Annotated in this window: 14 protein-coding genes; 10 read left to right on the plus strand and 4 right to left on the minus strand. The window is 68.5% G+C overall.

The genetic code is table 11. From position 1 onward, the window contains the following. Genes MVA01S_RS00760 through MVA01S_RS00785 form a run of 6 tightly spaced genes read left to right on the plus strand, consistent with a single transcriptional unit; the run spans window position 1 to window position 4907 of the window. Window positions 1–447, plus strand: a complete 447-nt coding sequence (locus MVA01S_RS00760) for an urease accessory protein UreE (RefSeq protein ID WP_003932555.1) — start codon at window positions 1–3, stop codon at window positions 445–447. Beyond that, the gene (locus MVA01S_RS00765) at window positions 440–1105 is read left to right on the plus strand and encodes an urease accessory protein UreF (protein ID WP_003932554.1); all 666 of its coding nucleotides are present in this window, start codon (window positions 440–442) and stop codon (window positions 1103–1105) included. Before MVA01S_RS00760 ends, MVA01S_RS00765 begins: the two co-directional genes overlap by 8 nt. 10 nt (window positions 1106–1115) lie before the next feature. Beyond that, window positions 1116–1778, plus strand: coding sequence for an urease subunit beta (gene ureB, locus MVA01S_RS00770; protein ID WP_003932553.1), 663 nt, complete (start codon window positions 1116–1118; stop codon window positions 1776–1778). Then, window positions 1775–3481: an urease subunit alpha gene (gene ureC / locus MVA01S_RS00775; RefSeq protein WP_003932552.1), complete on the plus strand. Its 1707-nt coding sequence runs from the start codon at window positions 1775–1777 to the stop codon at window positions 3479–3481. Before ureB ends, ureC begins: the two co-directional genes overlap by 4 nt. Beyond that, window positions 3478–4083, plus strand: coding sequence for an urease accessory protein UreG (gene ureG / locus MVA01S_RS00780; RefSeq protein ID WP_003932551.1), 606 nt, complete (start codon window positions 3478–3480; stop codon window positions 4081–4083). Before ureC ends, ureG begins: the two co-directional genes overlap by 4 nt. Further along, the gene (locus tag MVA01S_RS00785) at window positions 4080–4907 is read left to right on the plus strand and encodes an urease accessory protein UreD (protein WP_003932550.1); all 828 of its coding nucleotides are present in this window, start codon (window positions 4080–4082) and stop codon (window positions 4905–4907) included. Before ureG ends, MVA01S_RS00785 begins: the two co-directional genes overlap by 4 nt. On the opposite strand, the gene MVA01S_RS00790 is transcribed toward MVA01S_RS00785, so the two are convergent. Then, window positions 4870–5625 (minus strand): cysteine hydrolase family protein, encoded by a 756-nt coding sequence (locus MVA01S_RS00790; RefSeq protein ID WP_003932549.1) that lies wholly within the window; start codon window positions 5623–5625, stop codon window positions 4870–4872. The two genes, MVA01S_RS00785 and MVA01S_RS00790, sit on opposite strands and share 38 nt — an antisense overlap. Window positions 5626–5763: 138 nt before the next feature. Between MVA01S_RS00790 and MVA01S_RS00795 the strand changes: the two genes are divergently transcribed. Continuing rightward, a complete protein-coding gene (locus MVA01S_RS00795; RefSeq protein ID WP_003932548.1) occupies window positions 5764–6444 on the plus strand; it encodes a VOC family protein in 681 nt (226 codons plus the stop codon). 79 nt (window positions 6445–6523) lie between these two features. On the opposite strand, the gene MVA01S_RS00800 is transcribed toward MVA01S_RS00795, so the two are convergent. Beyond that, a complete protein-coding gene (locus tag MVA01S_RS00800) occupies window positions 6524–7300 on the minus strand; it encodes an SDR family NAD(P)-dependent oxidoreductase (RefSeq protein WP_051015349.1) in 777 nt (258 codons plus the stop codon). Window positions 7301–7413: 113 nt separating this feature from the next. Here MVA01S_RS00800 and MVA01S_RS00805 point away from each other — a divergent pair, with 113 nt between their 5' ends. Beyond that, the gene (locus tag MVA01S_RS00805; RefSeq protein WP_003932546.1) at window positions 7414–8895 is read left to right on the plus strand and encodes an FGGY-family carbohydrate kinase; all 1482 of its coding nucleotides are present in this window, start codon (window positions 7414–7416) and stop codon (window positions 8893–8895) included. Window positions 8896–8899: 4 nt separating this feature from the next. Here MVA01S_RS00805 and MVA01S_RS00810 read toward each other — a convergent pair whose 3' ends face one another. Together MVA01S_RS00810 and MVA01S_RS00815 are read right to left on the minus strand one after the other, a co-directional pair. After that, on the minus strand, window positions 8900–9691 hold the full coding sequence (locus tag MVA01S_RS00810; protein WP_003932545.1) for an SDR family NAD(P)-dependent oxidoreductase: 792 nt from the start codon (window positions 9689–9691) through the stop codon (window positions 8900–8902). Beyond that, window positions 9688–10722: a sugar-binding transcriptional regulator gene (locus MVA01S_RS00815; protein ID WP_003932544.1), complete on the minus strand. Its 1035-nt coding sequence runs from the start codon at window positions 10720–10722 to the stop codon at window positions 9688–9690. The genes MVA01S_RS00810 and MVA01S_RS00815 overlap by 4 nt, the downstream gene beginning before the upstream one ends. 115 nt (window positions 10723–10837) lie before the next feature. Here MVA01S_RS00815 and eltD point away from each other — a divergent pair, with 115 nt between their 5' ends. Together eltD and MVA01S_RS00825 are read left to right on the plus strand one after the other, a co-directional pair. Beyond that, window positions 10838–11926 (plus strand): erythritol/L-threitol dehyrogenase, encoded by a 1089-nt coding sequence (eltD, locus tag MVA01S_RS00820; protein WP_040542455.1) that lies wholly within the window; start codon window positions 10838–10840, stop codon window positions 11924–11926. A gap of 14 nt (window positions 11927–11940) precedes the next feature. After that, window positions 11941–13368: an extracellular solute-binding protein gene (locus tag MVA01S_RS00825; protein WP_051015352.1), complete on the plus strand. Its 1428-nt coding sequence runs from the start codon at window positions 11941–11943 to the stop codon at window positions 13366–13368. Window positions 13369–13381: the final 13 nt, after the last annotated feature.

Consider the following 13381-nt stretch of genomic DNA (forward strand, 5'->3'; position numbering starts at 1 on the left):
GTGCGGTTGCTCGACGACGTCGTCGGGTGGGTCCACGACGACGTCGTCGCCTCCCGGCTGCAGGAGCTGCGCCACCAGCACGCCGTGGAGTACGTGCACCTCGACGTCTACGACCTCGACCGCAGGCGGTTGCGGGTGACCTCCGACGCGGGCGTGGACTATGCCGTCGCGCTGACCGGCGACACCGGGCTCGCCGACGGCGCCGTGCTGCTGCTGGAGGACGACCGTGCCGTCGTGGTACGTGCCGGCGCACCGACTCGGATGACGTTGCGGGCGTGCGACATCGGGTCGGCGTTACAGCTGGGGTTCCTCGCCGGGCATCTGCACTGGAAGGTCGACCGCGACGACGACACGCTGGTCGTGCACCTGGAGTCGGCGGAGTCGGACTACACGGCCCGCATCGCCGATCTGCTGGACAGCGGCCGCGTCGAGCGTGTCGATGACTGACGCGGGGCAGCTGCTCGCGGCGATCAGGTTCGCCGACAGTGCGTTTCCCTCCGGGAGCTTTGCGTTCTCGTCGGGGCTGGAGGGGTCGCACCGCGACGGCCTGGTGTGCGACGAGGACGACGTCGCCGCGTTCGTCGCCGAGCAGCTGCACGGCCGCTGGCACCACTGTGACCGGGTGCTGCTGCGCAGCGCATGGGCCGCAGACCCGGCCGCGGCCGACCAGCTCGCCGAGGCTTCGGCGACCATGTCGGTGCTGCGTGAGGCCTCCCGCCGGGCGGGCGCGGCCACGCTGGCCACGTTCAGCGCGGTCGTCGGCGCCGGGGCGGCGGAGGTGGCCGACTACCGTGACCGTGTCCTGGCCGGGACCGCGCCCGGCCATCTGCCGGTCGTACAGGCGGTGTGCCTGCGCGCCGCGGGCCTGACGCTGGCCACCGCCGAGACGGTGGTCATATGGCAGGTGCTGTCCGGAATCACCGGCGCGGCACTGCGTCTCGGGATCATCGGGCATCTCGGGGCTCAGCGGATCGCGACGACGCTCACCCCGCGTCTGCTCGACGTGCTGGCCCTGCGGCCGCGCACCACCCCCGCCCCGTTCACCGCCTACGCCGACATCGCGGCGCAACGCCGCGGCGACGGCGTGCGCCTGTTCGCCAGCTGAGGAGAGACGATTGAATCTGACACCCACCGAACTCGAGCGGCTGACCGTGTTCAGCGCCGCGGAACTGGCGCGGCGCAACCTGCGCGAGGGTGTGCTGCTCAGCCACCCCGAGGCGGTGGCGCTGCTGGTCGACGAGGTGCTGCTGGCCGCCCGCAAGAACCTGGCCTACGACGAGGTGATCGACCACGCCTGCGGGCTGCTGGACGCCGCGCAGTGTGAGCCAGGAGTGCCCGATATGGTCGGCATCGTCGCGGTCGACGCGTCATTTCCCGACGGGACCAAACTGGTGACGCTGATCGATCCGATCACGCAGGGCCAGGACGCGATCCGGCCCGGCGAGGTCATCGTCGGCGAGGAACCGGTGCAGCTGTTCCCCGGCGCGCCACGGATCGCACTCACCGTCGTCAACCGCGGCGACCGCGACATCCAGGTGCGCAGCCAGTCGCACTTCTTCGAGACCAATGCGGCGCTGGAGTTCGACCGGCGCGCGGCGTGGGGTCACAAGCTCGACATCCCGTCCGGATCCGGGGTGCGTTTCGAACCCGGCATACCCGTCGAGATCCAACTGGTCCCGATGGCCGGGGACCGCGTCATCCACGGGTTCTCCGGCGCCGCGGACGGACCCCTGGACGCCGAGGGCGCGCTGGAGCACGCGGTCGGTGGACTGTCATGACCGCGATCGACCGCCAGGCCTACGCCCGCGTGTTCGGGCCCACCACCGGCGACCGCGTGCGGCTGGCCGACTCCGAACTGTTCGTCGAGGTCGAGCACGACCACACCGTGCCGGGCTACGAACTGCTCAGCGGCGCGGGCAAGAGCGTGCGCGACGGCGAAGGCTACCGGCCCTCGACCAGGGTGTCCGACGGTGCGCTGGACTACGTGATCATGAACGCGTTGATCGTCGACGCGGTGACCGGGATCATCAAGGCGGACATCGGCATTCGCGACGGACGCATCGTCGGCATCGGCAAGGCCGGCAACCCCGACACCATGCCCGGTGTGACCGACGGCATGGTCGTCGGTACGGCGACCACGCCGATCCCCGCCGAGGGCATGATCGTCACCGCCGGCGCCATCGAGACCCACGCGCACCTGATCTCCCCGCAACAGACCGAGCACGCGTTGTCCACCGGCACCACCACCCTGATCGGGGGCTCGCTCGGGCCGACGTTCGAGGTCGCCACCGGCGGCCCGCGCAATCTCGGTCTGTTCCTCAAGGCCGGCGAGTACACGCCGATGAACTACGTCCCGTTCGGACGCGGCTCGTCGGATCCGGCCGCGGTGCTCGAGATGGTGGCGGCCGGGGCGGGTGCGGTCAAGATCCACGAGGATTTCGGGGCGTCACCGGCGATCATCGACCAGACGCTGGTGGCCGCGGACTCCGCGGACTTCGCAGTGCATCTGCACACCGACTCGATCAACGAGTTCGGCTTCTCCGAGACCACGATGGCCACCATCGGTGACCGGACCATCCACCTGTACCACGTCGAGGGCGCGGGCGGCGGACACGCGCCCGACCTGATCCGCTGTGTCGGCTACGACAACGTCATCCCGGGCACCACCAATCCGACGAACCCGTACACCCTCGGCGGGCTCGACGAGGGTGTACCGATGACGATGCTTGCGCACCTGATGAATTGGGACGTCCCGGAGGATGTCGCGTTCGCCGAGGCGAGGATCCGGCCGCAGACCATGGTGGCCGAGGACTTCCTGCACGACATGGGCGCGATCTCGATCTTCGGCAGCGACACCCAGGGCATGGGCCGGGTCGCCGAGAACATCGCCAACTGCTGGCAGCTGGCATCGGTGATGAAACAGCGCGTCGGCCGGCTTCCGGAGGAGACCACCGCCGCCGCCGACAACGAGCGGGTCAAGCGCTACATCGCCAAACTCACGATCAACCCGGCCCTGTCGGTGGGGGCCGCGGCGCACATCGGCTCCGTCGAGGTGGGCAAGGTCGCCGATCTGGTCATCTGGCATCCGGCGTTCTTCGGCGTCAAACCGAAGGTGGTGCTCAAGAACGGGTTCGTGGCGTGGGCCGCGCTCGGGGACGCCGCCGGGTCGATCTCGTCGTCCGAGCCGGTGATCCAGCGCGCGAACTGGGGCGCGCTCGGGGACGCTGCCGCCGAGCTGGGGTTCGTGTTCATGTCGTCGCTGGCCGTCGAGGCGGGCGTGCCGCAGCGGCTCGGGCTGCGCAAGAACGTGCTGCCCATCTCCTCGGTGCGGGGTCTGCGCAAGAGCGACATGGTGCGCAACAGCGCGCTGCCGCACGTCGAGGTCGACCCGCGGACGTTCGACGTCCGCGCCGACGGCGAGCTGCTCACCGCCGAACCCGCTGTGACGGTGCCGTTCTCGCGGAAGTACCTGCTGCGGTGAGGGCCGCGAGGATCGGTATCGGCGGTCCGGTCGGGTCCGGCAAGACCGCGCTCGTCGAGGCGCTGCTGGCCGGGTTCGCCGCCCGCGGACGGGTGCTGTCGGTGATCACCAACGACCTGGTCACCGCTGAGGACGCCGAGCGGGTGCGCCGGTCCGGGCTGATCGATCCGAGGCGGGTCCGCGCGGTCGAGGCGGGCGGCTGCCCGCACACCGTGATCCGGGAGGACCCGTCGCTGAACATCGCCGCCGCCGACGCACTGGAGGCGGAGTTCCCCGACACCGAGATGATCCTGCTGGAATCCGGCGGGGACAACCTGGCATCCACCTTCTCGCGCGACCTGGTCGACTACTGGCTGTTCGTGATCGACGTGGCCGGCGGTGACGACATCCCGCGCAAACGGGGGCCGGGCGTGCTGCGCTGTGATCTGTTGGTGGTCAACAAGGTCGACCTCGCTCCGCACGTGGGTGTGGACCTGCCGCTGATGCTGAAGGAGGCCGACGAGGTGCGGGCGGGCCGCCCCGTCGTCGCGATCAGCGCGCGCGGCGGCGACGGGCTGGACGCGCTGATGGACGTGCTCGAACGCGAAGTGCTGTTCGTGTGACCGGCACCGCCCGCAGGTCGCTGGACCTGGAGTTCGCCGGTGTCGGCGGCCGCACCGCGCTGACCCGCCGGCGGTACCGGTGGCCGCTGCTGATCGGACGGGTGTTCCCCGACAGCGCGCAGCCGTCGGTGGGAACGGTGACGGTGCAGAACGCGGCGGGCACGTTGATCCCGGGCGACGTGGTCACCCAGCGCATCGGGGTGATCGACGGCGGGTCGGCGGTGGTGCGCGGCCAGGGCGCGACGATGGTCGCCGGCGTCCCGGGCGGCGAGCCGGCCGCGGAGGAGACCGAGGTCTGCGTGGACGGGACCGGGCGGCTGCTGCTGGACGCTTCGCCGCGCATCCTCACCCCGCACGCGCGCTATCGCCAGCACCTGCGGGTCTGGGTGAGGCCCGGTGGACGCGCAGTCCTCGTCGACGCCGTGGTGCTGCACCCGGACCTGAGCCACGACATGTTCGGCAGCTACGAGTCCACCGTCGAGATCTTCGGTGACGACGGGGGATTGCTCGCGCTCGATGCGCAACTGCTCGACGCGATGCCCCGGGTCCGGCGCGCTCCCACGGCTTTCGCGACGGTGTACGTGATCGGCGACGACCTGGACACCACGATGACTGCCTTGACTCCGGAGATCGAAGCCGCCGCCGCACCGGTGCTGGCCGGGGTGAGCGACCTGCCCCACGACGCGGGCTGGGTGGTGCGACTCGCCGCCGACCACGGCGGCGTACTGCGGGCTGCGCTCGCCGCGGTCAGCGCCCTGGTCGCACGCGTGCCCTGCGCGGCGGCGGCTACCGGCTCAGCCACTCCGCGAACTGCTCCGAGGTGATGACCGGCGCGAAGAAGTCGTTGATGCGCCGGAACGCCGCGGGCTCCTGGTCGGGGCGGGCGGCACCGGTGGCGTCGCCGATGATGATCGGCAACAGTCCGTGGTCACGGGCGGCCCGCGCGTTGCCTTCCACGCACCAGTCGAGGTGGATGCCGGTGATCACCACGACCTCGACTCGTTGCCGAAGTAAGGTGCCGGGCAGGTCGGTGCCGACGAAGGCGGTCTGCAGGGCCTTCTCGTAGAGTTCGTTGTCTCCGGGACGCACGAGCTCGCGTAACTCGTCGACGAGAGCGTCGTCCCAGGCGATCTGCGCGGGCGTGGCGTCGATGTGGCCGGTCCAGCCGTCATACTGCACCCGGTCGAAGTCGGTTTTCGGGTAGTTGTCGCGGAACACGGAGAAGCCGATCCAGTTGAACGACCGGAAGTTCGGTGCTTCGCGAGCGGCCCGGACGGCCTTGACCGTCGCCTCAAGGCTGCCGCGCAGCGCGTGACCTTCGGCGTACTGCACACCCCCCGGTTTGTACAGCGAGTTCGACTGGCTGACCGACAGGAACGCCGCAGGCCTGCTGAGGATCTCGCGGAAGTCGAGCTTCTGCCAGTGCTCGGCCAGCGGCGGGATGGATGCGGTGTTGGTGGCCGGATAGTTCAACCTCGCAGCGTCGAGTTGTACCGGCTCCAGCGGGGTCAGTCGTGAGCTGGTCCCGAGTGTGGCTGTCATTTCGCGCCTTTCGTCGAGCCGACATCGTCAAACATCCGCCGCTGACGGTGGCACGGCGGGAGCGCGACGGGGAGGCAAAAAATCAGCGCGAATCTCTTTGCCCGGTTCAGTGGGGGCGACGTCGGATACGTTGGTCGGGTGTCCGTCGTTCTCCGCGCGGTGGTAATCGAAGCGCAAGATCCGGCGCGGCTGCGCCGGTACTGGTCTGAGCTCCTCGAGCGCCCCGCGGATCAGGTCGAACCGGGGCACGGTCTCCTGCTGGACTTCGTACGTGGGTCCGATGGCAAGGACGGTAAGAACCGGGTGCACCTCGACCTGGCCTCGGTATCCGAAGCGCACCAGAAGACCTTGGTGCAGCGAGCGTGCGACCTGGGCGGACGGCCCATCGACATCGGTCAGAGCGGAGTGCCGTGGGTGGTGCTGGCCGACCCGGAGGGAAACGAATTCTGCATCCTGGAGCCGCGTGACGAGTACCGCGACGCAGGACGGATCGCCGCCGTGGTGACCGATGTGGCCGACCCGGTCGAGGTGTCCCGCTACTGGTCGACGGTCATGGGACACCCCGTCGTGCGGACACATCCCGAATACGCGACGTTGCGCCCCGGCACGGGGGCCGCCGTGGAGTTCGTCCGCAACCGGGACACGCCACCGACGCAGGGGCGCGTGCATCTGCGATTGGAGGGGGACCCCGGGGGTGTGCTCAGCGGGGCAGGGCAGGACTGCCCGATCTGTGGGCGCGGGTGTGTTCCGGCGACCGATCCCGAAGGAAACCGCTTCTGTGTCTCCCGGCCGCCGACAGCCACCGGTGCGGACGGCTGACCGTCCGCACCGGAGACCGTGGAGGAGCGATCAGCGAGGACGCTGTCGAGTTCCCCAGCTGCCACCATCGGTCAGTGGATCACTTGGGTGGCATACGGATTCCGCCGTCGACCCGGACCACTTCGGCGTTCATGTACGAGTTGGTGAGCAGCTCGACAACCATGGACGCGAGCTCCTCGGGTTTGCCCAGCCGGCGCGGGTAGAGAACCGATTCGCCGAGCTTCGCCTTGAAGGCCTCCGAGTCCGGCCCTTCGCCGTAGATCGGCGTGTCGATCAGGCCCGGGGCCACGGTGTTCACCCGGATTCCGACAGCCGCGAGGTCGCGCGCCACCGGCAGGGTCAGACCGACGACGCCGCCCTTGGACGACGAGTAGGCAGCTTGACCGATCTGCCCGTCGAACGCCGCCACGCTGGTCATGTTGACGATGGCACCGCGTTCGCCGGAGTCGGTGAGATCAAGTCGGCTCATCGCCGTCGCCGCGAGTCGAATGCAGTCGAACGTGCCGACCAGGTTGATGGCCAGCACCTTCTTGTAGGCGTCGAGGTTGTGCGCCGACGCGAACTCGCCATCCTTGCCGATGGTCCGCTGCGCCCAGCCGATCCCCGCGGAGTTGACGAGCACACGTAACGGACCGAGGTCGACCGCGGTGTTCACCGCGTCCTCGATCTGCGCGGTGTCGGTGACGTCGACGCTGACGAACACGCCGCCGATCTCGTGTGCCAGCTCCTGCCCGCGGTCTGCCTGCAGATCGGCCACGACGACGCGGGCTCCCTTGGATGCCAGCAGCCGGGAAGTCGCGGCGCCGATGCCAGATGCTCCGCCGGTGACAATTGCACTAGTTCCTTTGACGTCCACGGCGTGAGTGTAGATCAGCGGTGATCCGCCCGACCAAGGCCGAACCCGGGAACCTCCGCCACCGGTCCATCACTTCCCGGGGACTCGCCACGGTCGCACCGTAGGGTGCAGTAGTGGACTTGCTGCTCGGAATCGACATGGGGACGGGAAGCACGAAGGGCGTCCTGGTCGACACGAAGGGCACGGTCATCGCGTCCAAGTCCGTCCCGCACGGGATGGATCTGCCCCGCCCGGGCTGGGCCGAGGTGGATGCCGAAGCGGTGTGGTGGCGGGAAGTGTGCGCCATCAGCGCCGCGCTGGCGGCGCAGGTGCCCGTCGGTGCGAGGCTGGCCGCGATGTGTGTCAGCGGTGTGGGCCCCTGCCTGCTGCTGTGCGACGCGGACCTACGTCCGCTGCGGCCGGCCATCCTGTACGGCATCGACACCCGGGCCCACGCCGAGATCACGGCGCTGACACGGGAACTGGGCGAACAGGCGATCCTCGATCGGGCGGGAACCCTGCTGTCGAGCCAGGCGGTCGGCCCCAAGATCGAATGGGTGCGCAGACACGAGCCGCAGGTGTTCGAGTCGGCGACGGGCTGGTATGGCTCCAATTCCTACATCGCCGCCAAGCTGACCGGCGAGTACGTGATGGACCACCACACCGCCAGCCAGTGCGACCCGCTCTACGCCACCCGCGATTTCGACTGGAACCACGAGTGGGCCGCACGCATCTGCGGACATCTGCCGCTTCCGCGGCTGGTCTGGCCCAGCGAGATCGTCGGCGCGGTGTCGGCGGCCGCCGCACGCGAGACCGGGTTGCCTGCCGGGCTGCCGGTGGTCGCGGGCAGCGTGGACGCCTACTCCGAGGCCTATTCGGTCGGTGTCCGCCGGCCAGGTGACCAGATGCTGATGTACGGCTCCACCATGTTCCTGGTGCAGGTGATCGACGAGTACCACAGCGACCCGACGCTGTGGACGACCACGGGCGTGGAGCCGCGCAGCCTGGCGCTGGCCGCAGGCACCTCCACGGCAGGAAGCCTGATCAGTTGGCTTCAAACCCTGACCGGTGGGGTCTCCTTCGACGAGCTGACCGCCGAGGCGCTGAATGTGCCGCCGGGCAGTGAAGGCCTGCTGATGCTTCCCTACCTGGCCGGCGAGCGGACCCCGGTGTTCGATCCGCAGGCTCGCGGCCTACTGGCCGGCCTGACCCTGCGGCACGGCAGGGGACATCTGTTCCGCGCAGCCTACGAAGGGATCGCGTTCGGGATCCGACAGATCCTGGAACGCTTCGACGACGCGCATTCGGGCACCCGCACCGTCGCCGTCGGCGGCGGACTGAAGAGTCCGGTCTGGGCGCAGGCGGTCAGCGACGTGACCGGGCGCTCACAATTGGTGCCCGAACAGGCGATCGGGGCGAGCTACGGCGGTGCGCTGCTGGCCGCCGTCGGCGTCGGCCTGGTACCGCCCGACACGGACTGGGCCAGTATCGCCCGGGAGATCACACCCGATCCGCGCAACCAGGCGATGTACGACGAGCTGTACCGGACGTGGGCGCAGTTGTATCCGAACACCCGCGATCAGATGCACCGCCTTGCCGAGGCCGAGTCGGCCTGAGCGGTCAGCCCATCGTGTAGCCGCCGTCGATGGCGATCTCGACGCCGTTGATCATGCTGGCGGCGTCCGACGACAGGAACACCACCGCGTCCGAAACCTCGTGGGGAACCGCGAAGCGGCCCAGGGGGATCCGGTTGAGCATCGGGGCCGCCTTGGCGGGTTCGCCCCACACCCGCTGCCCCATCTCGGTGAGCACCACCGTGGGGCACACCGAGTTGGCGCGGATCCCGTGCGGGCCCAGCTCGCGCGCCAGGACCTTGGTCGCCATCACCAGACCCGCCTTGGATGCGCAGTAGGCGTAGTGGTCGGGGAGCGGGGCCAGCGCAGCCGCCGACGCCACGGTGACGATCGCGCCACCGGTGCCCTGCTCGACCATGTGCGCTCCCACCCGCGCCGCGAGCAGTGCCGGTGCCCGCAAGTTGACAGCGATCGTGGCGTCGAAGAGATCCGCGTGGGTGTCGACGACCGCTTCGGGATGCGAGATGCCGGCGTTGTTGACCAGGATGTCCAGGCCGCCGAACGCGTCGGCGGCCATCCGGGCGAGCGTATCCGGACCGTCCCGATCGGCCAGATCGACAGCGGCGGGGAACGTTCGGACGCCGAACTCGTCGTGCAGAGCCTGACCCGCGCGGTCGAGTTCGTCCTGATCGCGACCGCCGAGCACCAGGTGTGCACCGGCCGAGGCGAACGCGCGGGCGATGTCGGCGCCGATGCCCTTACTCGCGCCGGTTACCAACGCGCGCTTGCCATCCAGTCGTTGCGCGCCGGCATACCTGGCAGCGACGGCAGTCGTCACGAACCCTCCTTGGTCGAGTCGATCTCGTTGAGCAGTGCCTCCGCGGTGGCCGGATCGGTCACCAGCCGGTTGAAGTAACCGCCGCGCGCGCCGGCGGTGATCGAGTCGATCTTCTCCCGTCCGATGGCGACGGCGATCGTCACCGGGATGTGCCGAAGGAGGTCGAGCTCCAGCGCGATCAGCCGGTCCGCGCCGTCGAAGTCGACGGGCTCGCCGTTGCGGTCGTAGAAGCGTGAGCACACGTCGCCGACGGCGGGGCGCAGCGAGGACGATGCGGCCGGCACGAACTGCGGCACGTCCGAGCGGGTCAGAGGTGGGGCGCCGACCCCCATGAGCACACACCTGGCCTGCGGCCACTGGTGAACGACACGCTGAATGCTCGGATCTTCGAGCAGCGACCCATACAGACCCGGACCCGGCAGTGCCGGAGCGAACAGGTAGTTGGCCCGGCCCCCAACGCGATTCGCGACCAGCCGGGTGATCTCGTTGGTCTGGTACCACTCGTATGGCTGGTCGTTGCCGCCGACCGTCGGGGCCACCACCACGCCGGGCAGCGGGGTGAGCTCGTGTTGGGCCACCTCGTAGACGGTGCGACCCGACGACACCAGCAGGACATCACCTGGCAGCAGACCCGCCTCGCTGAGTGCACGCCCCGTGACGGGTGCCAACGCGCGGCCCATCACGTCGATGACCGTTCGTCCGGGCCCCGGCGCAGGCAGCGGTGCGGACAGGTAAACCGTGTGCAGGTTCAGAGCGCGGGCCAGCCGGTCGGCCAGCTCGGTGGGCCGCGCCTCGGCGGGCGGGATCACTTGGATGCGGACGATGCCCAGGCGCTTGGCCTCGGCCAGCAACCTGCTTACCGTGGCCCGGCTGGTTCCCAACTGCTCGGCCACCTCGGCCTGGGTGGCGTCGTCCTCGTAGTAGAGCCGAGAAGCCGTGTAGAGCAACGACGGCGGGAAATGGCTGCCTTCGGCATCGGCCGCACTGTCGGCGCTGGCAGCGGTGGGGGTGGGCTGGGCCGACCGGGGCATGCAGAGAGTATGGCATTGAACATCTGCTCTGAAAAGAATTTTGCTGAACATTCGTTCTGGACAGATGTGCACATCGCTCGCTACTGTGACTGCGCACACAGATGGAGGTATACGCATGTCCGCTGGTATTCCCGAGAAAATGCAGGCCGTTGTCTGCCACGGTCCCCATGACTATCGGCTCGAGGAGGTGGCCGTCCCGCGGCGCGGTCCCGGCGAAGCGCTGATCAAAGTAGAGGCGGTCGGGATCTGCGCGAGCGACCTCAAGTGCTACCACGGGGCCGCGAAGTTCTGGGGTGACGAGAACCGGCCCGCATGGGCCGAGACGATGGTCATTCCCGGGCACGAATTCGTCGGCAGGGTGGTCGAACTCGACGAGCAGGCGGCGACGCGCTGGGGGATCGACGTCGGTGACCGGGTGGTCTCCGAGCAGATCGTGCCGTGCTGGGAGTGCCGATTCTGCAAGCGCGGCCAGTACCACATGTGTCAGCCGCACGACCTCTACGGCTTCAAGCGCCGTACGCCGGGGGCGATGGCCAGCTACATGGTGTATCCGGCGGAAGCCCTGGTGCACAAAGTCTCCGACGCTGTGGCGCCACACCACGCCGCCTTCGCCGAACCCCTTTCGTGTTCGCTGCACGCCGTGGAGCGGGCCCAGATCACCTTCGAGGACACCGTCGTCGTGGCCGGCTGCGGGCCGATCGGTCTGGGCATGGTCGCCGGTGCCCGCGCCAAGAACCCCATGCGCGTCATCGCGCTCGACATGGCACCGGAGAAGCTGGAACTCGCCAAGCGCTGCGGTGCCGACCTCACGATCAACATCGCCGAGGAGGACGCCGTCGCCATCGTCAAAGAGCTCACCGACGGTTACGGCGCCGACGTGTACCTGGAGGGGACCGGGCATCCCTCGGCAGTCCCGCAGGGGCTCAACCTGTTACGCAAGCTCGGTCGCTACGTCGAGTACGGCGTGTTCGGCAGTGACGTGTCGGTGGACTGGAGCATCATCAGCGACGACAAAGAGCTCGACGTCCTCGGTGCACACCTGGGGCCGTACTGCTGGCCGGCCGCGATCAAGATGATCGAATCCGGCGTCCTGCCCATGGATCAGATCTGCACCCATCAGCTTCCGCTCGCCGAATTCCAGAAGGGGCTGGACCTGGTGGCCAGCGGCAAGGAATCGGTCAAGGTCTCGCTGATCCCCGCGTGAACGAAGGGCGGCACATGACATTCTCGAATATGCCTCGCGGACGGCACTTCTCGCGCCGGCAGATGCTTGCGGCGATGGGTGTCGCGGGAGCGGCCGCGGCCAGCGTGCCGGCGCTGAGCTCCTGCGGGGTCGGCGGCGGCAAGAGCGCACCCAACGGCGCCGGCGCCGTCACCGGTGGCTTCGACTGGCGCAAGGCCGCGGGATCGACGGTCAACATCCTGCAGACCCCGCATCCCTATCAGCTCTCGTACCAGCCGTTGCTCCAGGAGTTCACCGAGCTCACCGGCATCAACGTCAACATCGACCTGGTGCCCGAGGCCGACTACTTCACCAAACTCAACACCGAGTTGGCCGGAGGTTCGGGTAAACACGACGCGTTCATGCTCGGCGCGTACTTCATCTGGCAGTACGGTCCACCGGGCTGGATCGAGGATCTCGACCCGTGGCTGCGCAACAGCTCGGCCACCAGTGCGGAGTACGACTTCGAGGACATCTTCGAAGGACTGCGCACATCCACCCGGTGGGACTTCACGCTCGGCAATCCGCTCGGGACGGGTGGACAGTGGGCCATCCCGTGGGGTTTCGAGAACAACGTGGTCGCCTACAACAAGCGGATCTTCGACGAGAAGGGCATCACCAGGTTGCCCGACAACTTCGACGACTTCATCCAGCTGGCGGTGGATCTGACCGACCGCTCGGCGAACCGCTACGGCATCTCCACCCGAGGGTCGAAGTCCTGGGCGACCATCCATCCCGGCTTCATGACGCAATACACCCGCGCGGGCGCGGTCGACTACACCTGGAACGGCTCTGAACTGGTGGCCGAGATGGACAGCGACAAGGCGATCGACTTCACCAAGAAGTGGATCGAGATGCAGCACAAGGCCGGCCCCACGTCGTGGACGACCTATGACTATCCCAATGCCACAGGTGATCTCGGTGACGGAACGGCGATGATGGTGTTCGACGCCGACAGTGCCACCTACCCGAAGAACAAGCCGGGTGCGAGCAAAGAGGCCGGCAATCTGGCGTGGTACGCCGGCCCGGCCGGTCCGGACGGCAACTACAAGACCAACCTGTGGACGTGGAGTTGGGCGATGAGCGCCAACTCGCGCAACAAGCTGCCGGCGTGGCTGTTCATCCAGTGGGTGACCGGTAAAGAGTCGATGAACAAAGCCGTCGAGGGCGGCAGCTACGCCGATCCGGTGCGCCAGTCGGTGTTCGACACCACCTTCAAGCGGGTCGCCGCCGACCAGTACGGCTACCTCGAAGCCTTCGAGACCGTCATCGGAGAGTCGAAGATTCAGTTCACCCCGCAGAAGAAGTTCTTCGACACCACCCAGAACTGGGCGGTCGCGCTGCAGGACATCTACGGCGGAGATGACGCTGCGACGCGCCTGCGCAGCCTCGCCAAGACCAACACGTCCAAGGTCAATCTCTAGGAGCCGTGGAAAT

It is taken from the genome of Mycolicibacterium vaccae NBRC 14118 = CIP 105934 (assembly GCF_001552715.1).
GTDB lineage: Bacteria > Actinomycetota > Actinomycetes > Mycobacteriales > Mycobacteriaceae > Mycobacterium > Mycobacterium vaccae.

Coding starts and splice junctions, on each gene's coding strand:
- MVA01S_RS00765 (WP_003932554.1), top strand. CDS start 440: ATGACTGACGCGGGGCAGCTGCTCGCGGCGATCAGGTTCGCCGACAGT.
- ureC (WP_003932552.1), top strand. CDS start 1,775: ATGACCGCGATCGACCGCCAGGCCTACGCCCGCGTGTTCGGGCCCACC.
- MVA01S_RS00790 (WP_003932549.1), bottom strand. CDS start 5,625: ATGACAGCCACACTCGGGACCAGCTCACGACTGACCCCGCTGGAGCCG.
- MVA01S_RS00815 (WP_003932544.1), bottom strand. CDS start 10,722: ATGCCCCGGTCGGCCCAGCCCACCCCCACCGCTGCCAGCGCCGACAGT.
- eltD (WP_040542455.1), top strand. CDS start 10,838: ATGTCCGCTGGTATTCCCGAGAAAATGCAGGCCGTTGTCTGCCACGGT.
- MVA01S_RS00825 (WP_051015352.1), top strand. CDS start 11,941: ATGACATTCTCGAATATGCCTCGCGGACGGCACTTCTCGCGCCGGCAG.